The organism is Mycobacterium sp. TY814 (genome assembly GCF_030755175.1).
Taxonomy (GTDB): Bacteria; Actinomycetota; Actinomycetes; order Mycobacteriales; family Mycobacteriaceae; genus Mycobacterium.
The window spans coordinates 1,639,571-1,663,358 of the sequence record NZ_JAUFRY010000002.1; the positions used below are offsets into that span (position 1 = coordinate 1,639,571).

Here is a 23,788-nt window from a genome sequence, read left to right on the forward strand (position 1 = left end):
ACCTCCGACAGGCTAGCTTGGTGCAAATGAAAACCATGTTCAAAACATGCGGTTCTCATAGAATGCCTGGTGGAATGCGGTCATGACGGGGTTCGGCGGGTGGATGGCCGCGCCTCCCGAGGTGCATTCGGCGCTGCTGAGCAGCGGCCCCGGGCCGGGCGCACTGCTGGCCGCGGCGTCCGCGTGGTCGGCGCTGAGCACTGAATACGCCAGCGCGGCAGACGAACTCGTCGCGGTGCTGGCCGGCGTGCAGGGGGCAGCCTGGGCGGGCCCGAGCGCAGAGCAGTACACGACTGCCCACGTGCCGTACCTGGCCTGGCTGATGCGGGCCAGCCAGATCAGCGCGGACAACGCGGCGCGCGAAGAGGGTATCGCCGCGGCCTACCTGTCGGCGCTGGCCGCCATGCCCACGCTGGCCGAACTGGCCGCCAATCACGCCGTGCACGGTGCACTGGTGGCGACGAACTTCTTCGGCATCAACACGATTCCGATTGCGCTCAACGAGGCCGACTACGCCCGCATGTGGACTCAGGCAGCGACCACGATGAGCGGCTATGAGGCCGCGTCCGACGCGGCGCTGGCCGCGACACCTGCCGCTGAGCCGGCGCCGCAGATCACCAGATCCGACGCTGAAGCGAATCCCGCTTCGAGTACCAGCCCGTGGCAGGACTTCCTGCAGCAGATCGAGCAGTTTCTGCAGAATCCGCTGCAGGCCTATCAGGACTTCATGAGCAATCCGCAGCTCAATCCGTTCACGCAATTCGAGAACCTGGTGAACAACCCGCAGCTCGATGCGATCCTGCAGCAGTTCGGCATTGGAAACGACACCATTGCCCACGACCCGTTGGTCGACAATGCGCTGGACGACTTCGTCGCCAACATCTTGCGAAACTTCGGCTACGACTGGAGTCCCGCCGACGGCACCCTCAACGGACTCGAGTACGACTACTACACCGATCCGACCGTCGCGGCGTTCTGGGTGGCTCGGACGCTGGAGCTGGGCGAGGACTTCCAGCAGTTCTTCGTCTACCTGCAGACCAACCCGGTGCTGGCCGTCCAGTATCTGGTCAGTCTCGAGTTGTTCGACTTCCCCACCCACCTCGCCGAGGTCTTCACCCTGACGAGTCAACCCCTCGCGCTGGCCGCGGCGTTCCCACTGGCTGCCGCCCCGCTGGCCTCGGTAGGCGGCCTCGCCGGACTGGCGGGCTTGGCCGCCCTGCCGCAACCCGTGATGGCTCCGGCGGTGGTCCCGATCGGGCCGCCGCCTCCCCTGCCGGTGGTTGGGCTGTCGTCGGTCACCGCGCCGGCCGCGGCTCCCGCTTCGGTACCCGCGCCGACACCCAATTCCACTGCGGGCCCGCCACCGCCGTCCCCTTCGCCTCCGGCGCCGGCCGGCGCAGGCGGGGCCGGCTTCACACCTCCCTACGCCGCCGCCCCGCCCGGGATCGGATTCGGTTCCGGGCTCGGCGCAAAGGCCAGTTCGGGTGCGAAACGGCAGGCCTCAGAGCCTGACAGCGCTGCCCAAGCGGCCGCCGCGGCGGCCCGCGAGCAGGCGCGGGCGCGGCGCCGGCGCGCCGCCAAAGGTCGAGGGTTCGGTGATGAGTTCCTGGATATGGATGTCGACGTCGACCCCCAGTGGGACGCGCCGCCGTCGACGCAGGCCTCCGAGCGGGGGGCGCAGACCATGGGGTTCGCGGGTACCTTGTCCGACGGCCGCGTCGACAGTGCCGCCGGATTGGCCACGCTGGCGGCGGACGAGTTCGGTGACGGGCCTACGATGCCGCTGTTGCCGGGCAGCTGGCGCCCCCTCAGCGACTCGCAATAGCCTCCGTTGCCGAATCATCGTTCCAATCTCGTTGTGCGATAACCCGATACGCGACCCGGCCGAGTGCGGCCTCGACTTGTGCGCGGTCAGGGCGGACGGCGAAACCGGGCGATCGGGACAGCTTGTCGATGATCCAGGCCAACAGCAGTGAATACACATACTGCACCTGCTCGACGCCCGCGGGTGTGAGCCACAACCGGTCGCCGTCACGCATCACATAGCCGGTGGTGACCAGCCGGTTGAACGTGGGTTCGAGCACCTCGAACGGGATCTGCAGGTTCTCGCCGATATCGGTGAGGCGCGCGGAGCCGAAGAACTGCGTGTAGCGGTTGACTCGCAGCAGCGCCCAGAGCGCCGCGACGTCGAGCCGGCAATCCGGCCGCATCGCGATGCTGCGCAGCCGCACCCCGGGTTCCCCGCGCAGCATGCGCGCAATCGCGTTCTCCAACAGGCGTTCCGGGGTATCGGTGGTCGGCATGCCGAAGCCGTCACCGAGGTCGACGGCGCTGTTGTGGATATCGCGCAGCGGCACTTCGCGCAGGAACAGAGCCAGGACGAACCCGGCCGCCGCGACCGGGGCGGCCCACAGGAAAACCTGGGACAACGACTCGGAGTAGGCGTGCACGATCGGCGCGGCCACGGCCGCCGGTTGCCGGTGCAGCGCGGCCGGCGAACTCACCGCGTCCCGCGATGCCCCGGTCTCCGCCAGCGCCGCGGTCAGTCGCGAGCTGAGGAAGTTGACGAACAGCGAACCGAAGATGGCCGCCCCGAACGAACTGCCGATGGTGCGGAAGAAGCTCACCCCCGAGGTGGCCACACCCAGGTCTTCGAAGTTGGACGTGTTCTGCACGATGAGCACCAGGACCTGCATCGACAGACCGATACCGGCTCCCAGAATGAGCAGGTACACCGACTGCAGCAGCGCCGAGGTCGACCCGTCCATGGTGGACATCAACAGAAAAGCGAGCGTCATCAGCGCGGTGCCGACGACGGGGAAAATCTTGTAACGCCCGGTGCGGCCGACCACGCTGCCGCTACCGGTCGAGGTGATCAGCATGCCGACCACCATCGGCAATGTCCGCAGACCGGAGGTGGTGGCCGACACACCGTTGACGTACTGCATGAAAGTCGGCAGGAACGTCATCGCGCCCAGCATCGCGAATCCGACGACGAACGAGAGCACACAGCAGACGGTGAACACCGGACTGCCGAACAACCGGATCGGCAGAATCGGTGCGGCCGCGCGGTTTTCCACCCAGACGAACACGCCCAGGGCAACCGCGGCACCGACGAAAAGCCCGATGATCGTCGGCGAACCCCAGGGATGCACGGTGCCACCCCAACTGGTGGCCAGGGTCAGGCCGGCCGCACCCAGGCCGATGAAGACGATCCCGGCGTAATCCACGACGGGTTTGGTCTCCGCCTTCAGGGCCGGAATCGCCGCGGCCGCCACGCAAATCACCACCAGCGAGACCGGCAGATTGATCCAGAAAGCCCAGCGCCAGGTCAGATAGTCGGTGAAATAGCCGCCCAGCAACGGGCCTACGACCGTGGTGACGCCGAAGACCGCACCCAGGATTCCCTGGTAGCGACCTCGTTCGCGCAGTGGCACCACCTCGCCGATCAATGCGCTCGCGGTGACGGTGATGGCGCCGCCGCCGATGCCCTGCAGCGCTCGCGCGCCGACCAGCATGGTCATGGAGTGCGCCAGCCCGCACAGCACCGATCCCAGCACGAAAAACAACACCGCAACCTCGAAAACCCTTTTGCGGCCGAAGATGTCGCCGAGTTTGCCGACCAGGGCTGTGACGATCGTCGAGGCCAGCAGGTAACTGGTGACCACCCAGGACTGGCGACCGGCGTCGCCCAGGTCAGCGACGATGGTCGGCAGTGCGGTGGCGACGATGGTCTGGTCGAGCGCCGCGAGCAGCATGCCGAGCGCGATCGCAGCGAAGATGAAGTTACGTCGCTGAGGAGTGATCAGCGCGCTGCCGGATCCCGTGTCGGCTGGTGCGGCAACTGTCGTGGTGCTCATTCCCGTCTTTCGGTCGGCGCGCAGGCTGAAGCGCACCCTCCCCACGCGACGGCGGACAGGGCGGCCAGCAGTGTGGATGCCCCAGATCGGCTCCGTTTAACCCGCCCGCGCACGCGGCTCAGCCAGGTCATCCAGGTCGTGGTACCAGTCACGTTGCACCAGCACTCCGTCGGTGATGCGTTGCAGCGCAGCCTCGAATTCGTCGTGACCCGGCTGGTCGGCGAAGTCGGCCGATACCGCCAGATGGTCGATCAGCCACCGGCGGATCAGTGCTGACAGCGAGACGACCTGCTGCCGCCCGGCCGGGGTGAGCGACAGTGCGTCGCCGTCGCGCTGGGCGTACCCGCTCTCGAGCAGGCGGTCGAAGACGGGCTCCAGTACCTGAGGGGGCACGTGCAGATGACTGGCGATGTCACTGAGCTGCGCAGTTTCGAAGAACCGCTGGTATTGGTAAATCCTCAGCACGCCCCACAGACCGGCTACGTCGAGCTCACACCCGGGTTGGTTGGCGATATCGTCCAGTCGCACCGTGGGTGCTTCGGCCAGCAAGTGCCCGACGGCGATCTCCAGGACGTCCTCGGGCGATTTGTTTCTCGGCACCGCGAAGCCGTCCCCCAGGCAGCCCGGGCTGTCGTGAATATCGGTCAGCGGAGCCTCCCGCAAAAACAGCGCGAAGATGAATCCGACCAGGGCGATAAACGCGGCGCAGAGAAATACCTGCGTCAAAGATCCGGCATACGCCCGCACAATTGGGGCGGCGACTTCTTTCGGAAGCCGATGCAGCGCGCCCGGAGAATGCGCCGCGGGCGCCGGCACGCCGCCGGAAAGCGCTGCCGCGTCCATTCGCCGACTCAGGAAGTTCGCGAACAGCGCCCCGAATATCGCGGCGCCGAAGGACCCGCCGACCACACGGAAGAAGGTGACACCCGAGGTGGCCACGCCCAGATCCTCGAATGGCGTCGTGTTCTGCACGATGAGAATCAGCACCTGCATGGAAAAACCGATACCGGCTCCCAGGACGACCAGGTAGAACGCCTGCACCGGCCACGGCGTCGCCTCGTCCATCCGCGCCATCAGCAGGAACCCGACGGCCATCAGTGCGGTACCGGCCAGTGGGAAGATCTTGTAGCGGCCGGTCCGCCCGACCAGGATGCCGGCGGCCAACGACGTGGTCAGCAGGCCGAGCACCATGGGCAACGTGCGCAGACCCGAACTGGTCGCGGAGACGCCGTCGACGTAGCGCAGGTACATCGGCACGAAGGTCAGCGCGCCCAGCATCGCGAATCCGACCAGCAGCGACAGGACCGAGCACACCGCGAAAACGGGGCTGCGGAACAGCCGCGGCGGCAGGATTCCGGCCGCAGCGCGGGTCTCCACCCAGACGAAGACACCCAGCGTCACCACGGCCCCGATGAACAGCCCGATGATCGGTGCCGAGTTCCAGGCGTAGTTGGTTCCGCCCCAGCTCGTGGCCATGATCAGTGCGGTCATGGCCGCGGCGATGAGCAGTATCCCGAGGTAGTCGATGGCGGGCTTGGGGCGGTGGGGCAACGCGGGGATGGCGGCCGCGGCGAGCACGAGTATCGCTATCGTGATCGGCGCATTGACCCAGAACGCCCATCGCCAGTTCAGGTAGTCGGTGAAGATGCCCCCGAACAACGGGCCGGCGACCGTGGTGACCCCGAACACCGCGCCCAGGATCCCCTGGTAACGGCCCCGGTCGCGAAGCGGGAACACCTCGCCGATGAGCGCGGCTGCGGTGACCGAAATCGCGCCAGCACCGATTCCCTGCAGGGCGCGCGAGATGGACAGCATCGCCATCGAGTCCGCGAGGCCACACAGCATCGAGCCGACCAGGAAGATCGCGACCGAACTCTGCAGCACGCGTTTGCGACCCAACAGGTCACCGAGTTTGCCGGCTACCGGAATGACGACGATCCCACCGAGCAGATAGGCGGCTACGACCCAGGACTGGTGAACGGAGTCACCGAGGTCTTCGACGATCGTGGGCAGCGCGGGCACCACCATGGTCTGGTCGATGGCCGCCAACAGAACCGCGAACATCAGCGCCGCGAAGATGAGATTGCGGCGCAGCGGACTGATCGCAGCGCACGGAGAGACCGTGCCAGGGGTTGTCGGTGCGGTCGGGCTCGTCATCGTTGACTCCCGTCGATGCCGGAGCCCGCGCGCCGCGGCCCCGGTTTACTTGGGCGGCCGGGAGACGCACTGCGCCGAGTACAGCGCCTCTCCGAGTTTGTCCATCAATTCCAGCTGTGTCTGAAGATAGTCGAGATGCAGTTCTTCGTCGGCAACGATTTTTTCCAGTAGCTGCGCGCTGGTGCTGTCCTGCTTTTCCCGGCACATGATGATTCCCGGCTTGAGCCTATTCAGCACCTCTATTTCGATCGCCATATCCGCTTCGAATTGCTCACGCAGTGTCTGGCCGACCCGCAAAGAGCCGATCCGCTGGTAGTTGGGCAGGCCGTCGAGCAACAAAATGCGGTCGGTGATCTCCTCGGCGTGCCGCATTTCGTCGAACGACTCCGCGCGGGTGTGCTGCGCCAGTTCGGTGAACCCCCAGTTCTCCTGCATCTTCGCGTGCAGAAAGTACTGGTTGATGGCGGTCAGTTCGCTGGTCAACTGCTCGTTGAGAAGACGGAGAACGTCCGGATCGCCTTGCATGGTCACTCCTACGGTGTGAAGGCTGACAGTCGATCCGCAGGCGGACTGGGCTGTAGCGCGCCGTGCGGGTGGAGCGGCACCGTTGGTGCCGTTTTCAATCTAGTGCAGTAAAGGCAAGTGAGCCCACGCTTAACTGGACCATCGGCGCGTCTCGCCGAGGCGTAATCGTGATCACCTGTTTTAAGTTAGGTTAGACTCCACTAACCGACTTAGGTTAGACTCCACTAATATGACCACACAGTACGCGCTCACCGCATGTGCGGGTGGTCTTCGCTGATGTACGTGTGCCTGTGCGTCGGAGCCACCAATCAAACGGTGTGTGACGCCGTGGCGCGGGGCGCATCCACCTCGAAAGAAGTAGCCGCATTGTGCGGTGCCGGTGGCGATTGCGGACGGTGCCGCCGCACGCTGCGGGCGATCATCTCCGCCGCTCGCGTGAACCAGGCCGAGCTGCAGCCCGCTTCCTCCGCCTAGCTCCGCCGTTTCCCGAAATCTGCCAGCGCCGCCGCGTTGGCCTGGGCGCCCATCAGTTCGGCGAAGTGCGCGTTCTCCCGCGCCGTCGCGGCCGCGATCTCCGGGCGGATCGGCTCCACCATGGTGTGCTTGACCGCCATGAGGCTCGAAATCGGCCGCCCCGCAAGGATGTTGGCATGACGGCGGGCCTCCGGCAGCAGTTCGTCGGGCTCACAGACCCGCCACACCAGACCCATGCGCAGCGCATCTTGGGCGTCGATCCACTCCGAGGACATCAACAGCCACGCGGCGTTCTGCCGCCCGACCAGTTGCGGAAGCAGGTAGGAGGACGCTGCTTCGGGCGCCACTCCCAGGCTGGTGAACGGGCATTTCAGCCGCGCGCTGGTCGACATGAAGGCCAGATCGGCGTAGCCGAGGATGGTGGTCCCGATACCCAGACCCAGACCGTTGACGGCGCAGATCAGCGGCTTCGGGAAGGCGCTGAGCGCCTCGACCAGGCCGCGGAAGCCGTACTTGCCGGGCTTGAAGTCCGGGTCGCTGATCATGGCCTGCATGTCGGCCAGGTCGGTGCCGGCGCTGAAGGCGCGGCCCGCTCCGGTCAGCAGGACGACGGCGACCTCGGGATCCTCCGCCGCGTCCAGCAGCGCCTGGGCGGTGGCGTCGTAGAGCGCTTCGTTGAAGGCGTTGAGCGCCTCCGGCCTGTTCAGAGTGAGAGTGCGGACCCGTTTGTCGTCATCGACCAGCAGCGTCACGCTTGGCAGCCTATCTGTTGGTGTAGACGCGGGTCGGCGCGATCAGCACCACCGCACGCCGCTCGCTGGCCATTACCCGGTCGTACTCGTCCCAGTCGTCGTGGCTGCCCCCCGCCGCGCTGAAGACGTCGCGCAGCAGCAGCCGCAGCTGGTCCGGGTCGGACAGCCACGGCTGGGTGTCGTCGGGACCGGCCAATTCCGCCCGGCCTTCGACAGTGGCCCATTGCCAGCCCTTGCGGAACGTCACTGCCAGCTGCGGCCGGGCGCGCAGGTTGGCGAGTTTGACCTTGCCGTAGGTGGTGAAGCCGAGCACAGGTTCTCCCCCGGCCGGGTGCGGCAACAGGCCGACGTTGACCAGCGATGCCTGCACAGTGCCGTCGGCGCGCACCGTGGAGATCACGGCCAGGCCGTTTTCGGACGCTGCCAGCGCCACCGCATCCTCGAGTGTCGTCATTTGCTTGCTCACCTCTCCCGAAACGGTGTCCGGACGACGTAGCGGCTGGTGGGCACCGTGTCGATGTTCTGGTTTGCGCCGAAGGCCGACGTGCTGGCCACCATGCGGCCCACCCGGTCCTGCAGGTCGGCGTCGTCGGCGGCACCGAAGAACGCCTTGATATCGGTGACCGCCTCCAGCGGGAACAACTCTTCGACGATGGCCGAGATTCCCGGAGCGTCCGGAGTGAGAGCACGGACCACCCAGTTCTGGGTGTAGCCGAACGTCGACTGGGTATCGATGGCCACCTGGGTGTGGTTGAGCTGCCAGCGATCGAGCCAGGTGGCCTGATCGAGGTCTTCCGGCCGGCGCAGCAGCGCGATGTTCGGCAAACCCGCTGTGCGGGCACCTGGTTCGTCCTGCGGGCCGGGCATCGGGACGGATTCGGTCACCAGGTAGGCCGCGAGCAGTTCGCATTCGGCGCGCAGCACACGCAGCGCCGCCGTCAGTTGCTCGCCGTAGCACTGCTGGGTCCACACACTCACGACCGCCGCGGCCGGTGGGTCCAGCGTCGTCAACGTCATCAGTGAGTCGCGCACCGCGCTGTCGCGGACGTTGACCGTCAGCCCCGGCAGGCCCAATTCCGACAGCTCGGTGGCCACGGGGCCGCGTAACCGGGCGCACCAGTCGTCGTCGAACTCGGCCCGCCGCAACACTACGATCACTTTCTCCATCGGCCGAACCTAACGCGTGTCGGCGATCAGTTCGGAGAGGATCCCGGCCAGTCGGCGATAGGAGTCGTCGCGCGCCGGTGAGGAACGGAACACCAAACCTATTTCGCGATGCGGGCGCGGTGCGGCGAACCGGGCGAGACCCACACGACTGCGGGCGGTTTCGACGGCGACCGCCGTCTCGGGAATCAACGTCACGCCCAGTCCCCCGGCCACGCACTGCACCGCGGTCGCCAGGGAGGCCGCCCGGGTGTCGGCCGGCTCGGCGCGCACCCCGGCCTCCCGGCACGCGTCGAGCGCCTGATCGCGCAGACAATGCCCCTCATCGAGCAGCAACAGAGGCAGCTCCGCCAGCACCCCAGGCGAGACCCGCCGCTTTCCCGCCAGCGGATGGCCGGGAGGCAGAGCGAGCACAAAATCCTCCTCGTACATCGCAACGGCGGTGAGGCCCGGGGAATCGGCGGGCAGCGCGATCAGGGCCGCGTCCAGGGTGCCCTCGCGCAGCAGACCCAGCAGTCGCTCGGTCTTGTCCTCGACGACCCGCAACGTCAGGCCGGGCAGGCGGCGAGGCATCCCGGCCAGAATGGCCGGTAGTACATAGGGCGCCACGGTGGGGATCAATCCCAGCCGGACCGTGCCGGCCAGCGGGTCGCCCGTGCCGGCCGCAGCCCGGGTGAATGCCTCGGCCGCCTCGACCACCGCCCGAGCCAGCGGCAACAACTGCTCGCCCTCGGGCGTCATGCGAACCCGGCGGGTGGAACGCTCGACGAGGCTGGTGCCCAAACCCGTCTCCAGCGTGGCCAGCGCCTGCGATAGAGTCGACTGACTGACACCGAGAAGCGTTGCGGCGCTTCCGAAATGCTGCGTCCGCGCGACGGCGGCGAAAGCCCGCAAGCCGGCCAGGGTAGGCTGAAAACTCTTATCGGACATGCCTATCAGTCTAGTGCGACAAATCACCTTTACTTCACAACCGGTGCGAGGCAACATGGTGGCAGTCTGAACTAATCTTGAATGAGTCCAAATAAGGAGTGCGATGTCACTGTTGACGATTGGCCAGCAATTTCCGGCGTACCAGCTGACCGCGTTGATCGGCGGCGACCTGTCCAAGGTCGACGCGAAGCAACCGGGCGACTACTTCACCACCATTTCCAGCGACGACCATCCCGGAAAGTGGCGGGTGGTGTTCTTCTGGCCGAAGGACTTCACCTTCGTGTGCCCCACCGAGATCGCTGCCTTCGGAAAGCTGAACGACGAGTTCGCAGACCGCGACGCGCAGATCCTCGGTGTCTCCATCGACAGCGAGTTCGTCCACTTCCAGTGGCGGGCGCAGCACGAGGATCTCAAGAAGCTGCCCTTCCCCATGTTGTCGGACATCAAGCGTGAACTGTCTCAGGCCACCGGGGTGCTCAACGCCGAGGGCGTCGCCGACCGCGTCACCTTCATCGTCGACCCGAACAATGAAGTCCAATTCGTCTCTGCCACGGCCGGTTCCGTCGGGCGCAATGTCGACGAGGTGTTGCGGGTGCTCGACGCGCTGCAATCCGACGAGCTGTGCGCGTGCAACTGGCGCAAGGGTGACCCGACGATCGACGCGGGCGAGCTGCTGAAGGCTTCGGCGTAAGGAGGCCTGATGAGCGTCGAGAACCTCAAAGCCGCCCTGCCCGAGTACGCCAAGGACCTCAAACTGAACCTCGGCTCGATCACCCGCACCACGGCGTTGACCGAGGAGCAGTTGTGGGGCACCCTGCTGGCGTGCGCCGCGGCGACCCGCAACGCTCAGGTACTGGGCGAGATCGGCGCCGAAGCGGCTGACACCCTTTCGGAGCAGGCCTACAACGCCGCGCTCGGAGCCGCGTCGATCATGGGTATGAACAACGTGTTCTACCGCGGTCGTGGCTTCCTGGACGGCGCCTACGACGACCTGCGTGCCGGATTGCGGATGAACATCATCGGCAATCCCGGAGTGGACAAAGCGAACTTCGAGCTCTGGAGCTTCGCCGTGTCCTCGATCAACGGCTGTGGTCACTGCGTGGTCGCCCACGAGCACACGCTGCGTGAATCGGGTGTGGGCCGGGAGGCCATCCTGGAGGCGCTCAAGGTGGCGGCTATCGTTTCTGGTGTGGCACAGGCAATCAGCGCCGCCCAGACGCTGGCGGCGGTCGGCTGAGTACGACCGGACCCTCCTGGATCGAACACGCGATCTGGTGGCAGGTGTATCCCCTGGGCTTCGTCGGGGCATTTCCTTCGGAAGCCCCGCCGGACCCGGGGGAACACCGGTTGCGCCGGCTCGTCGACTGGTTCGACCACGCCATAGCCCTAGGTGCCTCCGGCGTCGCGTTGGGGCCGATCTTTCACTCCCGCACTCACGGGTACGACACCACGGATCACTTCCGGATCGACCCGCGCCTGGGTGACGACGCCGACTTCGACCATCTCATCGAGCAGGCGCGGCAACGGGGCCTGCGGGTGCTGCTCGACGGCGTCTTCAATCACGTGGGCGTGGATTTCGCGCGCTACGGTGACCCGGAATCGGCACACTGGTTCAGCGGTGGCACCTTCGAAGGCCATGCGGAGTTGATCACCCTCAACCACAAAGACCCGGCGGTCGCCGAGTACGTCACCGACGTGATGTCGCACTGGTTGGACCGGGGCGCCGACGGCTGGCGCCTCGATGCGGCTTATACGGTGCCGCAACGATTCTGGGCGGAGGTGCTGCCCAGGGTCCGTGACCGCCACCCTGATGTGTGGTTCGTGGGGGAATTGATCCACGGCGATTACGCCGCGGTCGTCGAAACGGCGCGGTTCGACTCGGCCACCCAGTACGAGCTGTGGAAGGCCATCTGGAGCAGCCTCAACGACGGCAATTTCTTCGAGCTGGACCACGCGCTGCAACGCCACAACACATTTCTGGAAACCTTTGTGCCGCAGACGTTCATCGGTAACCATGACGTCACCCGGATCGCCAGCCGCCTCGAGAACCCGGCCCATCCGGCCCACGCACTGGTGATCCTGCTGACCATCGGCGGTGTGCCCAGCATCTACGCCGGTGACGAGTTCGGCATCCGCGGAGTCAAAGAAGAACGCTACGGCGGCGACGACGCGGTACGCCCCGAATTCCCCTCTCCCCCGCTGCCATTGGATGAATCCGGAGCCGACGTCTGGGCGCTGTACCAGTACCTCGTCGGTCTGCGTCGCCGCCATCCCTGGCTGCACACGGCGACGACCAGCGCGGTGCGGCTGGAGAACAAGTGCTATGTCTACGAGTCCCGCAATGGTCAGGACGCGATCCTGGTCGCGCTCAATATCGACGACGAGCCGCTGACGGTGTCGCTACCGAAGCTCGGCACGCCGCGCGCCCGCCTGGTCGCCGGCTCGACGGCGCCCCCTGAGGAGGTCGTCGACATGGTGGAAATCGAAGCGCACGGCTGGCGAATTCTGCGTCCCTGATTCAGGGACCCTAACCCAGTCGCGACAGCGTCAGCGGATCCTGCTCGCCGCCGTAGTACTTGTCGAGCAACGCGAGGAAGTCCCGGTTGTCCTCAGTGGCCCGGGCGAACAGCGTCACCGACGAACGTAGCTTGAGGTGGTCGGGCCAACCGAAGATCTGCTCGGCCGAGCGGCCGTCGATCTCGTTGACCAACCGGACGCACTCGAGAAGTCGCGGCCCCAGCACAGCGTGGTCGAGGTAGGCCCGGGCCTCGGCCAGCGAGGCGATGCCGTAGTGGTTAGCAGTCGGACTACTGCCCAGTCCCCGCAGTTGTGGAAACACGAACCACATCCAGTGGCTGCGTTTACGGCCGGCCCGCAGTTCGTCGAGCACGGCGTCATAGACCCGGGCCTGCGCGTCCACGAAGCGCTGTAAGTCAGACATCCCTCCACGGTCGCACACTGGTTAGATGAAATGATGGCGGTGAAGCGGCAGGTGCCCAGAGTTCGGGATCTCGCCCCACTGCTGCAGTTCAAGAGGCCGCAGTGGGACCGCACCGCGCGGCGGTTGGATGCTGCGTTGACCATTGAGGATCTGCGGCGAATTGCCAAGCGGCGCACCCCGAAAGCGGCGTTCGATTACACCGACGGTGCCGCCGAGGGCGAGTTGTCCATCGGGCGGGCGCGACAAGCGTTCCGCGACATCGAGTTTCACCCGACGATCTTGCGCGACGTGAGCACGGTGAACGCCGGCTGGGACGTTCTGGGCGCCCCGGTGGACCTGCCGTTCGGAATCGCCCCGACGGGCTTCACCCGGTTGATGCACACCGAGGGCGAGGTCGCCGGCGCGCGGGCGGCAGCGGCGGCCGGTATCCCGTTTTCGCTGTCCACGCTGGGCACGACCGCGATCGAAGACCTGGTGGCCGCTGCTCCACAGGGCCGCAAGTGGTTTCAGCTGTACATGTGGCGTGATCGTGAGCGGTCGATGGCGTTGGTGCAGCGGGCCGCCGACGCGGGATTCGACACCATGTTGGTGACGGTCGACGTTCCGGTGGCCGGGGCCAGGCTGCGCGATGTGCGCAACGGGATGTCGATACCGCCGGCGCTGACGTTGCGCACCGTGCTGGACGCGGTCCCCCACCCGCACTGGTGGTTCGATCTGCTGACCACCGAACCCCTGTCCTTCGCATCTCTGGATCGCTGGTCGGGCACCGTCGGCGAGTATCTCAACGCCATGTTCGACCCGAGCGTCACCTTCGACGACCTGGTCTGGATCAAGTCGAGGTGGCCGGGCAAGCTTGTCGTCAAAGGGATCCAGACGCTTGACGATGCCCGGGCTGTCGTCGATCGTGGCGTGGACGGGATTGTCCTGTCCAATCACGGTGGGCGCCAACTCGATCGGGCCCCGGTGCCGTTCCACCTGCTGCCGGTGGTGGTCCGCGAGCTGGGCAAGGACACTGAAATCCTGATGGACACCGGCATCATGTCCGGCGCGGACATCGTCGCGGCGATCGCCCTGGGGGCGCGTTGCACGCTGGTCGGGCGCGCTTACCTGTACGGGCTGATGGCCGGTGGTGAGGCCGGTGTCCGGCGGGCGATCGCGATTCTGCAGAGCGGTGTCACGCGGACCATGGCGTTACTGGGTGTGACGTGTCTACAGGAACTTTCGCCCGGGCACGTCACTCAGCTGAGACGGCTTCAGGCGCGATGACGCGGTTGCGCACCAGGTCGTTGAACGCCTGACCGGGCCCGACGTATTCGAAGAGGCGCGGCGGATAGTGGGTGACGTACATGGTGCGCCGCCCGCCGGGTCCGGTCGGCTCCGGTGAGGCGTGCATCAGGTCCTGGACGTGCACGGTGACATCGCCCGGCTCGGTGTCGATGGCCACGACCGGTACCCGATCGAGTCGCTGCTCCCACCGGTAGTGGATGGCCTGGCCATGGCTGCCCGGTACGACCCGCAAGTTGCCGGTCGAGGAGTCCGATCCGGTGAGCTGGATGCCGACGCTGACCGCCGGGCACATGATGGCGTGGCCACCCATGCCGCAGTCCTGGTGCCAGGGAATGTTGGCCAACCCCTTCGTCTTTCCCGGCACCTTGAGCAGTACCGCGCTGCCCTCCATCCGGTCCGGTGCCACCCGCAGCGCGGGATCGAGCAGGGTGCCGAGCCTGCGCACCCGCGGATCGCTTTCCAAAGCAGCGAGTACCGGCGAGCGCAACGTGGCGTACACCAACCGGCACAGCGCATCCGCACCGTCTTCGGTGGTGACCCACCAGGACTCGTCGTCGCCCGGACGGGCCTGTGCCGCAAGCCGGTCGATTTCGCGGTTGGCCGTGCGCATCTCGTCGGCGCTGAAAACGGAGCGGAGGTGCAGATAGCCCATGGTGCTCAGCTGGACGGCCAGTTCTGCGTCGTCGGTCTCCGGCGTGAAGGTGGCGGCCGGGTCGCGGCCGCGCAGGTCGGCGCGGGCCGGGTGGTACGGCGGCACGCCGGCATGCAGGTAGCGCAGGATCGGGTCCCAGTCGGCCAGCTGATCGAATCCCCCCCGCTCGAAGACGAGTTCGTTGCTCAGCAGCAGGTTGATGGCAGTGCGTATCTGGCCCACCAGGTCGTCCCAGGCCGACCGGGACAGGCGCACCACGACAGCTGAGTCGGCGTGTTCGTCGTCCACGCGGATCGTTGCACCGTCGACGGCGTAGGTCACTGCGTCCTCGTCAACGAGGAAGGTGACCGAGGCCGTCGGACCGAGCTCCGCAGCCGCGGACCGCAGGATCTCCGGATCCAGCGCAGGTGGTGTGAGCGGCATTACCCGATTATGGCGCGGCCTACCGCCTCATTCGGAACAAATGGGCCCCCAGCTGGGTTTAGCGAAGCAGACTCAACTTTTGGAGGATTGATGGCTGAAGCCAAATCAGTTCCAGTGCTGTTCGTCACCGACACCATCGTGTTACCCGGGATGGTGGTGCCGATTGCACTGGATGACGCCGCACGAGCGGCTATCGACGCTGCGCGGGCAAGCGATTCAGGACAGTTGCTGATCGCGCCCCGGCTGGATGACCGGTATCCCTCGCATGGTGTGATCGCGAAGATCCTGCAGGTGGGACGGATGCCCGGGGGTGGCAGCGCCGCGGTGGTGCGGGGTGAGACCCGTGCACAGATCGGCGCAGGTGCCTCCGGCCCCGGTGCCGCGCTGTGGGTGGAGGTGACCGAGGTCCCCGAGGCCGAGGTGACCGACGAGGTCAAGGCGCTGGCAGCGGAATACAAGAAGGTGCTGCTGGCCATTCTGCAGCGGCGCGAGGCCTGGCAGATCGTCGACTACGTCAACAGCCTGACCGACCCGTCCGCGCTGGCGGACACGTCCGGATATGCCTCCTACCTCAGCGATGTGCAGAAGCGGCAGTTACTGGAAACGGTGGATGTGGCCGAGCGGCTGCGCGTGCTGATCGAGTGGACCGGCGAGCACCTGGCCGAGACCGAGGTCAACGACAAGATCGCCGAGGACGTCCGCGAGGGGATCGAGAAGACGCAGAAGGAGTTCCTGCTGCGTCAGCAGCTGGCCGCGATCCGCAAGGAACTCGGCGAGGGTGAACCCGACGGATCTGATGACTACCGTGCCCGGGTCGAGGCGGCCGAGTTGCCCGAGAAGGTGCGCGAAGCCGCACTGCGCGAGGTCGGCAAGCTCGAACGGGCCAGCGACCAGAGCCCGGAAAGCGGCTGGATTCGCACCTGGCTGGACACCGTGCTCGACCTGCCGTGGAATGTCCGGACTGAGGACTCCACCGATCTGACCGGCGCGCGGGCCATCCTGGACGCCGATCACCACGGGCTGGACGACGTCAAGGACCGCATCGTCGAATACCTGGCCGTGCGGACCCGCCGTGCACAACGGGGTCTGCAGCTGGTCGGCGGCCGCGGCTCCGGCGCGGTGATGGTGCTGGCCGGTCCCCCCGGGGTCGGCAAGACCTCGCTCGGCGAGAGCGTGGCCCGTGCGCTGGGTCGCAAGTTTGTCCGCGTCGCCCTCGGCGGCGTCCGTGACGAGGCCGAGATCCGCGGCCACCGGCGCACCTACGTGGGCGCGCTGCCGGGCCGCATCGTGCGGGCCATCGGTGAAGCGGGTTCGATGAATCCCGTTGTGCTGCTGGACGAAATCGACAAGGTCGGCTCCGATTACCGGGGCGACCCGAGTGCGGCGCTGCTCGAGGTGCTCGACCCGGCGCAGAACCACACCTTCCGCGACCACTACCTGGACCTGGATCTGGACCTGTCCGACGTCGTGTTCCTGGCCACCGCCAACGTGACCGAGAACATTCCGTCGGCGCTGCTGGACCGCATGGAGCTGGTGCAGATCGACGGCTACACCGAGGACGACAAGGTCGCCATCGCCCGCGACTACCTGCTGCCCCGGCAGCGGGAACGGGCGGCACTGACCGAGGACGAGGTCATGGTCACCGACGCCGCGTTGCGCAAGATCGCGGCGGACTACACCCGGGAACCCGGGGTGCGGCAATTCGAAAGGCTATTGGCCAAGGCGTTGCGCAAGGTGACCACCAAGCTCGCGCAGGACAATTCGTCGATCACGGTCGACGAACCCGACCTGGTCGGCTACCTGGGCCGTCCGCGCTTCACGCCGGAATCGGCCGAACGCACGGCGGTGCCGGGCGTGGCCACCGGCCTGGCCGTCACCGGTCTGGGTGGGGACGTGCTCTACATCGAAGCCGGAGCCACCGACGGGGAGCCGGGATTGCAGCTGACAGGCCAGTTGGGCGACGTCATGAAGGAGTCGGCGCAAATCGCGCTGTCCTACGTGCGCTCGCACGCCGACGAGCTGGGCGTGGACCCGAAGCTGCTGGACCGTCGCATCCACGTGCACGTGCCGGCCGGCGCGGTGCCCAAAGACGGGCCGTCCGCCGGGGTGACCATGGTGACCGCGCTGGTCTCGATGGCCACCGGACGCCAGGTCCGCTCGGATGTCGGCATGACCGGTGAGGTCACGTTGAACGGCCGCGTGCTGCCGATCGGCGGTGTCAAGCAGAAGCTGCTCGCTGCTCAGCGGGCGGGACTGTCCACGGTCTTCATCCCGGCGCGAAACGAGCCCGATCTGGACGATGTGCCCGCCGAGGTCCTCGGAATGCTCGACGTGAGGCCGATGACAGATGTCGCGGACATCGTCGCGCAAGCCCTGGAACCAGCGGCGCAGACGGCAACCGTCGCCGCGTGAGACCCGCCGGGGCCTTCCCGCCACCTGGATCGCGCCAGGCACTGATGTCGCGCTTCCAGTCGTGTTCAACGCCTAGGTGGGAGCCTGGGGTGTGTACACGAGCACTGGTTTCGTCGCCATCAACACGTAGGACCTGCCACGAGACAGCCGCCCCCGGTGGGGGCGGCTGTTTTCGTCTGCAGAGATAAATGCGCAATTTCCGCTGTGCGGAGCTTTAAGGTCCACCCATGGCAGTGTTCATTCGCAGAATGTTCGGGATCGGCAAGATGCCCGCGGACCTGCGGGCCGACCTCGCGACCGAGAACGTCATCCATCTCGCGGAGTTCGTCCCCGTCACGTTCCGATTTAGTGGCTCGGTGCCCGGCAAGCTTGCCACCAGAGGAAACATCCGCAGCTACGTCGGTGCCCTGGCCATCACGTCACAGCGTGTGGTGGGCACGCTGTCGACGGTGCCCCGGCTCGCGGGGCGCGCCATCGACGTGCGCTGGGACGCGCCGAGCGAAGGCCCGGTCCACGCCGAACTTTCCGCTGACGGCCTCAAATTGGACGTCGATATCAGCGAGGTCGACCCGGAGTTCTCCGGCCGGTTGACACTCACCTACAAAACCGCGATTCCCGAAGCGGTCTTGACCACCATTCCGCGCCGGACGTTGTCCTACCACGTCCCGCGGGAATGGGTGCTGCGCGCTCTCGGTGTTCCGGTGGCAAAATCATCCCTGTGAGCCTGAAACGGCAGATCGTGCGCCGGGTACAGCGGCTGGTCGCCAATCCCCTCGGCCGCAAACTCCCGGTCACCATGTTGGAGACGACTGGGCGCAAGTCGGGCAAGCCCCGGCTCACCGCGGTAGGTGGCGCCGTAGTAGACAACCAGTTCTGGATGGTCTCCGAACATGGTGACCATTCGGATTACGTCTACAACATCAAGGCCAACCCCCGGGTCCGGGTGCGCATCGGCGGCCAGTGGTACACCGGGGCCGCCCACCTGCTCCCCGAGGACGATCCGCGGCAGCGCCTGCGAAAGCTGCCGCGCTTCAACGGCGTTGGCGTTCGCACCATGGGTACCGACCTGCTGACTATCCGAGTGGATCTGGACTGACCGTCCATGGGCTACGACACCGATCTCGCCAACCGCATCCGGGAACTGCTGGCCGCCGAGCCGACGGACGAGATGCAGATGTTCGGGGGGCTGGCGTTTCTGATCGGCGGCAACATGGCGGTGGCCGTCAGCAGTCAGGGCGGACTGCTGGTACGGGTGCCGCGTGACGACACCGAGAAGCTGCTCCGGCATGCGCACGTCAGTCCGATGGTGATGGCCGGGAGAGAAACCCGCGGCTGGCTCCGCGTTGCCCCCGACGGGGTGAAAACCCAACGGCAGCTTCGCACTTGGGTAACCCGCGGCGCTGACCATGCCCGCAGCTTGCCGCCCAAGTGACCGGGTGCGTTTGCCCGGTGCCGTTGCGGGTACGCCGCCGATATGGACGCTTCGGAGCAGCGGGTACGGCGGCTGCTCAAGGTGGCGGGTACCACCTACGCGGAAGAGGCGGGCATCCGGCTAGCCGACAAGCCGATGCCTTTGTTCCAGCTGTTGGTTCTGTGCATGCTCGCCAGCAAACCGATCGACGCGACGATCGCGACAACCGCCGCGAAAGAACTCTTCGCCGCGGGCCTGCGTACACCGAAGGCAGTACTGGCGGCCGACAGGCGCCTCATGATCGAGGCCTTCGGCCGTGCCCACTACGTCCGCTACGACGAGAGCTCCGCCACGCGGCTCGCCGACATCGCTGAGCGCGTGCGCGACGAATTCGGCGGCGACTTGCGCGAAATCGCCGGACGCAGTGACCACGATCCGCAGCAGGCAGCCCGAATTCTCAAAACTTTCAACGGTATTGGCGACACCGGCGCCTCCATCTTCCTGCGTGAGGTGCAAGACGTCTGGACGTGGGTGCGCCCATATTTCGACGACCGGGCCACCGCCGCCGCCGAAGCGCTCGAACTTCCCGCCGAGCCGGCCAAGCTTTCACACGTTGCGCCGCGCACCAACGCACGACTGGCCGCGGCACTGGTGCGTGCCTCGCTGGACGACGGGGTGTGCCGGCAGGTAACGGGTTGACACGTCGATGACCACCGTGCGGATCGGCACTTCCGGGTGGTCCTATGACCACTGGACGGGCGTGCTCTACCCGGCCGGCCTGCCCGCAGCGCGACGGTTGCACCGCTACGCCGAGGTGTTCGACACGGTCGAGTTGAATGCCAGCTTCTATCGCTGGCCCAAGGATTCGACGTTCGCGGGATGGCGGGATCAGCTGCCGGCCGGGTTCGCCATGTCGGTGAAGGCTCACCGGGGTCTGACTCACTACCGCCGGCTTGCCACCGCCGGCCCGTGGATCGAACGCTTCGAGCGCTGCTGGCAGGCGCTGGGTGACCGGCACGGGGTGCTGCTGGTGCAACTGCATCCGGACCAGGAGCGTGACGACGCCCGCCTCGACGCGTTTCTGGCGCTGGTGCCGCCGTTCATCCGGACCGCCGTCGAGTTGCGGCACCCGTCCTGGAACGATCCTGCGGTGTTCGCGGTGCTGGAGCGCCATCGCGCCGCATACGTGGTGATGAGCGGCCCGGGACTGGCGTGTGTACCCCGCGCCACGACAGACCTGGTGTACATCCGCATGCACGGACCCGGCCAGGACAGCATGTACACCGGTTCCTATCCCGGTGATCAACTGCATTGCTGGGCAGATCGCATCGCCGAGTGGACCGCGCAGGACCGCGACGTGTGGATGTATTTCAACAACGACCTGGGCGGGCACGCGGTGCGAAACGCGTTGTCTTTGCGGGAGATTCTCGACAACAGGTAAGGAGTGATCATGACCTCGACTACCTTCGTCATCGTCGGCGGTGGGCTGGCTGCGGCCAAAGCGGTAGAGGCGCTGCGCGACAGTGATTTCGACGGGCAGATCGTGCTGTTCGCCGACGAGGAATACCTGCCCTATGAGCGTCCGCCGTTGTCGAAAGACTATCTGGCAGGTGCGAAGTCGCTGCACGATTTCACCGTGCAGAACTCGGACTGGTATCTCGAACGCCGCGTCGACCTGAGGCTCAACACGCGGGTGGACTCCATGGACATCGGCGAGCACACCGTCGGCTTCGGCGACGGTGCGACGCTGCGCTACGAGAAGCTGCTGCTGGCAACAGGATCAGCGGCACGGCGCCCTCCGATCCCCGGCCGTGATGCAGACGGGGTGCACTACCTGCGCACCTACCGGGATGCCGTCGCGCTGAATTCTGTTCTCGTGGAGGGAGCTTCGCTCGCCGTCGTGGGCGCTGGCTGGATCGGCCTGGAGGTGGCGACCGCAGCACGTCAGCGCGGCGTGGACGTCACCGTGGTGGAAGCCGCGAAACAACCGTTACTGGGCGCACTGGGCGAGCAGGTCGGTGCGGTGTTCGCCGATCTGCACCGCGACCATGGGGTCCAGCTACGCCTGGAAACTCAGGTGGAACGAATCACGGTTGAGGACGGCCGGGCCACCGGCCTGGAATTGGCCGACGGGTCCCGCGTCACCGCCGACGCGGTGCTGGTCGCGGCGGGCGCCACCCCCAACGTCGAGCTCGCAGAGCAGTCCGGTCTCGAGATGGCCGACGGCGGGGTGGGAGTCGATGCGTCGCTGCGCACCAGCGACCCGGATGTCTTCGCCGTCGGCGACATCGCCGCCGCCCAGCATCCACTCTTCGGCGTCCGCATCCGCACCGAGCACTGGGCCAATGCGCTCAAGCAGCCCGCGGTCGCGGTAGCCGGAATGCTCGGCAAGCCAGGCGAATACGGCGAACTTCCCTACTTCTTCACCGATCAGTATGACCTCGGCATGGAATATGCCGGCTACGCGTCCGGCTCCGACAAGGTGGTGTTCCGCGGCGACGTCGCGGGCCGCGAATTCGTCGCGTTCTGGCTCGACGACGATGACCGGGTGGTGGCCGGCATGAATGTGAACGTCTGGGACGTGCTCGACGACATCAAGGATCTGATTCGGTCGCGGGCGCCGGTCGACGCCGGCCGTCTGGCCGATGCGGGTGCGCCGTTGCGCTGACGTTCAGGGATTCCAGGTGTGATCGATGATGTCGGGCGGGTGCTGGGCCTGCAGGCGCTCCCGCTCGGCGCGCCGGCGCTTGATCCTGAGCCGGGCGTCCACCGGCATGGCGACGTGCTCATCGCAGACCAGGTAGTACATGTCGTCCACAGTGTCGATCAGATCCGCCTTCACCCGGCGAGCGCCCAACTCCCGCAACGTCATTCGCAATTCGTGGGTGAACCGGATGGTGGTGTCGTGAGCCTGTTCGCGGGAATTGCGGGCGCTGTCGGCCAATCGCTGCGCCAGCGAAGCGGGAGCCGTCGGAGGTTCGGGTTGCGCGGCGGCTTCGGCGGCCAGCTCCAGCAGCAGTCCGGGGTCGTCCCCGAATGCCGGATTGGCCAGCTCGGCTTCACCGCGCCCACGGTGTCCGAGGGAGGCGACGGCGGCGTCGAGCGCGGAGGCGGCTGCCGGGGACAACGCGCGGATGCTGCCGACGTTGCCTTCGGCAGCCAGGGCGCACAACGGCGGGTCGGCACGCAGCAGCGCCGCCAGCGCCTTGACTTCAGCCGCGATGCGCTCGCTTTCCATGATCACGCCGACACCGGAGATGCCCGCTCCCGCCCGGGAGCGCTCCAGGGCGGCCGCGGTGATGCCGGAGTCGATCACCCAGAGGCCGGTCAGCGTCCAGCCCTGGTGGATACGGTCGCGCAGGAGCCGGATGCGGACTTCCAGGGCGGCGTCAGGCAGCGCGGACAGCGCCTTGGGATCGAGATGCTCCCCGGTCGCGGCGGCGACGTACGCCTGCGTGTCGGCGCGCAGGTGACGCAGCAGGGCCAGCGACCGCGCGGTCACGACGGCCTTGGCGACCGATCCGCGTGGGCCATTGCTGAGTTCTGGTCGGCCGAACGGCAGCAACTCGTCGGCCGGCGGTTCGGCACCGAGGGTGCGCCGGGCCACGGCATGCTCGTCCCAACCGGGCAACTGGGCGGCCGCGACGATGTTGGCCGACACCCCGACGTAGGGCCGGTGGCCGAAGACCGCGATGGCCCGCTCCGCCCATTCCTGCGCGACCACCTCGCCCAGCGCCAGCACCCGTCCCATCGCCTGTCCGGCAGCGCGCAGGCCGCTGCACTGCACGTCCAGGGTGATGGGGGTCAGCGGCCCGGGCAGCGAGTCCGTGAGGCTGGCCGTGCTGAATACCGGGAAACGCGGGTCGACGCGGTCGTCGAACTCCCCCTCCAGCCCCTCGGGGGCCATGCTGCGCAGTGATTCGTCGACCGGGCGGGGAAGCGTTTCCACCGGCAGCGGAAACTGGCCCGGCGCGGTGATCGCGCCGCCGGGGTCAAGCTTGCGACCGGCCAGCCCGCGGCCGGTGTCCACCACCGCGTCCAGCGCCAGCCAACCGTAGTGGAAATTCCACTCTTCTTGCGCCGCAGCAATATCCAACTCCGGGACCAGGTTCTCCCAGCCGCGCACGCCGTGCAGGCGCAGTCTCGGGTCGACAGACCGCAGCACCCGCCAGGCGGTGATCAGGTTGGTGGTGTCCGGGGTGGCCAGATCGACGGCGCCGGAACGGTCGGTGTTCAGCGCGTGGACCAGGAACCGGGCCAGGTCCTCGATGTGCAACACCCTGATGGGGCGCGCGGACACCTTGGCACGCATCAGCGTGGCCACCGTGCGGCAGGTCATCCAGTCGAGCTGGCGGCCGAGCGGCGGCGCGATGCGGATGACCAGACTCGGGGCCCACCCGGTGGTTACCAGCGTCTCGGCCGGCCGGTACAGCTCGGCTCGGCCGGCAGCCTGGGATACGAACAGCAGCCTGGCCCCCGCCCGTGCGGCCGCGTTCGCGACATGCGCAACGCCGGTGAGGCCGGCGCCGCCCGGGGCGCTGGTGTCGACCGGAGCCAGGTGGATCACCGCGTCGGCATCGGCGGCCAGCTGCAGCAATACCGGGTCGTCCAGCGGGGCGCAGACGAAGTCGACGGCGGGATCGAGGTGGTCGTGCGGGTAGGGGCCGATACCGCTGACCGTGTGCCCGGCCGCGATCAGCTGGCGTGCGGCCAGCCGCCCGACGGTGCCGGCGGCGTCGGTCAGCAACACGTGCACGTGGCGTCACCTCCCGGGGGTATGCCAACGACAATAGGCACGCA

The 23,788-nt window shown here is 66.9% G+C and carries 23 protein-coding genes; 13 read left to right on the forward strand and 10 right to left on the reverse strand.

Annotated features, from left to right (window positions below):
• The first annotated feature begins 82 nt into the window (after positions 1-82).
• Complete coding sequence (locus QXH22_RS20880; protein ID WP_306240420.1) at positions 83-1,825, forward strand: PPE family protein; 1,743 nt, start codon at positions 83-85, stop codon at positions 1,823-1,825.
• Here QXH22_RS20880 and QXH22_RS20885 read toward each other — a convergent pair.
• The 3 genes from QXH22_RS20885 to bfr all read right to left on the reverse strand — a co-directional run bounded on the left by QXH22_RS20885 (position 1,809) and on the right by bfr (position 6,542).
• Entirely contained in the window at positions 1,809-3,860 is a 2,052-nt protein-coding gene (locus QXH22_RS20885) for an MDR family MFS transporter (protein WP_306276830.1), read from the reverse strand. The two genes, QXH22_RS20880 and QXH22_RS20885, sit on opposite strands and share 17 nt — an antisense overlap.
• A gap of 96 nt (positions 3,861-3,956) precedes the next feature.
• Positions 3,957-6,017: an MDR family MFS transporter gene (locus tag QXH22_RS20890; RefSeq protein ID WP_306276831.1), complete on the reverse strand. Its 2,061-nt coding sequence runs from the start codon at positions 6,015-6,017 to the stop codon at positions 3,957-3,959.
• A 45-nt stretch (positions 6,018-6,062) separates the two neighbouring features.
• Positions 6,063-6,542: a bacterioferritin gene (gene bfr / locus QXH22_RS20895; RefSeq protein WP_306244184.1), complete on the reverse strand. Its 480-nt coding sequence runs from the start codon at positions 6,540-6,542 to the stop codon at positions 6,063-6,065.
• 276 nt (positions 6,543-6,818) lie between these two features.
• Between bfr and QXH22_RS20900 the strand changes: the two genes are divergently transcribed.
• The gene (locus QXH22_RS20900) at positions 6,819-7,016 is read left to right on the forward strand and encodes a bacterioferritin-associated ferredoxin (protein WP_306244187.1); all 198 of its coding nucleotides are present in this window, start codon (positions 6,819-6,821) and stop codon (positions 7,014-7,016) included.
• Here the strand turns inward: QXH22_RS20900 and QXH22_RS20905 are convergent.
• From QXH22_RS20905 to QXH22_RS20920, 4 genes are read right to left on the reverse strand one after another with little or no spacing between them, the layout of a single operon-like run.
• Positions 7,013-7,768 (reverse strand): enoyl-CoA hydratase/isomerase family protein, encoded by a 756-nt coding sequence (locus QXH22_RS20905; protein ID WP_306276832.1) that lies wholly within the window; start codon positions 7,766-7,768, stop codon positions 7,013-7,015. The two genes, QXH22_RS20900 and QXH22_RS20905, sit on opposite strands and share 4 nt — an antisense overlap.
• A gap of 10 nt (positions 7,769-7,778) precedes the next feature.
• Positions 7,779-8,222, reverse strand: a complete 444-nt coding sequence (locus tag QXH22_RS20910; protein WP_306240425.1) for a TIGR03618 family F420-dependent PPOX class oxidoreductase — start codon at positions 8,220-8,222, stop codon at positions 7,779-7,781.
• An 8-nt stretch (positions 8,223-8,230) separates the two neighbouring features.
• A complete protein-coding gene (locus tag QXH22_RS20915; RefSeq protein ID WP_306276833.1) occupies positions 8,231-8,935 on the reverse strand; it encodes an EthD domain-containing protein in 705 nt (234 codons plus the stop codon).
• Positions 8,936-8,944: 9 nt separating this feature from the next.
• Positions 8,945-9,862 (reverse strand): hydrogen peroxide-inducible genes activator, encoded by a 918-nt coding sequence (locus QXH22_RS20920; protein WP_306240427.1) that lies wholly within the window; start codon positions 9,860-9,862, stop codon positions 8,945-8,947.
• A gap of 103 nt (positions 9,863-9,965) precedes the next feature.
• Here QXH22_RS20920 and QXH22_RS20925 point away from each other — a divergent pair, with 103 nt between their 5' ends.
• From QXH22_RS20925 to QXH22_RS20935, 3 genes are read left to right on the forward strand one after another with little or no spacing between them, the layout of a single operon-like run.
• On the forward strand, positions 9,966-10,553 hold the full coding sequence (locus tag QXH22_RS20925) for a peroxiredoxin (protein WP_306240428.1): 588 nt from the start codon (positions 9,966-9,968) through the stop codon (positions 10,551-10,553).
• Positions 10,554-10,562: 9 nt separating this feature from the next.
• Positions 10,563-11,099 (forward strand): alkyl hydroperoxide reductase, encoded by a 537-nt coding sequence (locus QXH22_RS20930; RefSeq protein ID WP_306240429.1) that lies wholly within the window; start codon positions 10,563-10,565, stop codon positions 11,097-11,099.
• Positions 11,096-12,379, forward strand: coding sequence for an alpha-amylase family glycosyl hydrolase (locus QXH22_RS20935; RefSeq protein ID WP_306276943.1), 1,284 nt, complete (start codon positions 11,096-11,098; stop codon positions 12,377-12,379). Before QXH22_RS20930 ends, QXH22_RS20935 begins: the two co-directional genes overlap by 4 nt.
• A 10-nt stretch (positions 12,380-12,389) precedes the next feature.
• Here QXH22_RS20935 and QXH22_RS20940 read toward each other — a convergent pair whose 3' ends face one another.
• A complete protein-coding gene (locus tag QXH22_RS20940; protein ID WP_306276834.1) occupies positions 12,390-12,803 on the reverse strand; it encodes a DUF1810 domain-containing protein in 414 nt (137 codons plus the stop codon).
• A 33-nt stretch (positions 12,804-12,836) separates the two neighbouring features.
• Between QXH22_RS20940 and QXH22_RS20945 the strand changes: the two genes are divergently transcribed.
• Positions 12,837-14,069, forward strand: a complete 1,233-nt coding sequence (locus QXH22_RS20945) for an alpha-hydroxy acid oxidase (RefSeq protein ID WP_306276835.1) — start codon at positions 12,837-12,839, stop codon at positions 14,067-14,069.
• On the opposite strand, the gene QXH22_RS20950 is transcribed toward QXH22_RS20945, so the two are convergent.
• Entirely contained in the window at positions 14,038-15,165 is a 1,128-nt protein-coding gene (locus QXH22_RS20950) for a phytanoyl-CoA dioxygenase family protein (RefSeq protein WP_306276836.1), read from the reverse strand. The two genes, QXH22_RS20945 and QXH22_RS20950, sit on opposite strands and share 32 nt — an antisense overlap.
• A gap of 90 nt (positions 15,166-15,255) precedes the next feature.
• Between QXH22_RS20950 and lon the strand changes: the two genes are divergently transcribed.
• The 7 genes from lon to QXH22_RS20985 all read left to right on the forward strand — a co-directional run bounded on the left by lon (position 15,256) and on the right by QXH22_RS20985 (position 21,656).
• On the forward strand, positions 15,256-17,577 hold the full coding sequence (lon, locus tag QXH22_RS20955) for an endopeptidase La (protein ID WP_306276837.1): 2,322 nt from the start codon (positions 15,256-15,258) through the stop codon (positions 17,575-17,577).
• A gap of 227 nt (positions 17,578-17,804) precedes the next feature.
• Positions 17,805-18,299, forward strand: coding sequence for a hypothetical protein (locus QXH22_RS20960; protein WP_306240434.1), 495 nt, complete (start codon positions 17,805-17,807; stop codon positions 18,297-18,299).
• Positions 18,251-18,673, forward strand: a complete 423-nt coding sequence (locus tag QXH22_RS20965; protein WP_306240436.1) for a nitroreductase family deazaflavin-dependent oxidoreductase — start codon at positions 18,251-18,253, stop codon at positions 18,671-18,673. The genes QXH22_RS20960 and QXH22_RS20965 overlap by 49 nt, the downstream gene beginning before the upstream one ends.
• Before the next feature lie 6 nt (positions 18,674-18,679).
• Positions 18,680-19,009 carry a TfoX/Sxy family protein gene (locus QXH22_RS20970; RefSeq protein WP_306240438.1) on the forward strand — a complete coding sequence of 110 codons (330 nt, stop codon included), beginning with the start codon at positions 18,680-18,682 and terminating at the stop codon, positions 19,007-19,009.
• Positions 19,010-19,051: 42 nt separating this feature from the next.
• A complete protein-coding gene (locus tag QXH22_RS20975) occupies positions 19,052-19,687 on the forward strand; it encodes an endonuclease (protein WP_306276838.1) in 636 nt (211 codons plus the stop codon).
• A 7-nt stretch (positions 19,688-19,694) separates the two neighbouring features.
• Positions 19,695-20,429 carry a DUF72 domain-containing protein gene (locus tag QXH22_RS20980; RefSeq protein WP_306276839.1) on the forward strand — a complete coding sequence of 245 codons (735 nt, stop codon included), beginning with the start codon at positions 19,695-19,697 and terminating at the stop codon, positions 20,427-20,429.
• Between the two features lie 6 nt (positions 20,430-20,435).
• Positions 20,436-21,656 (forward strand): NAD(P)/FAD-dependent oxidoreductase, encoded by a 1,221-nt coding sequence (locus tag QXH22_RS20985; protein WP_306276944.1) that lies wholly within the window; start codon positions 20,436-20,438, stop codon positions 21,654-21,656.
• Between the two features lie 3 nt (positions 21,657-21,659).
• Here the strand turns inward: QXH22_RS20985 and QXH22_RS20990 are convergent, their stop codons facing one another.
• Positions 21,660-23,744: a hypothetical protein gene (locus QXH22_RS20990; RefSeq protein ID WP_306276840.1), complete on the reverse strand. Its 2,085-nt coding sequence runs from the start codon at positions 23,742-23,744 to the stop codon at positions 21,660-21,662.
• Positions 23,745-23,788: the final 44 nt, after the last annotated feature.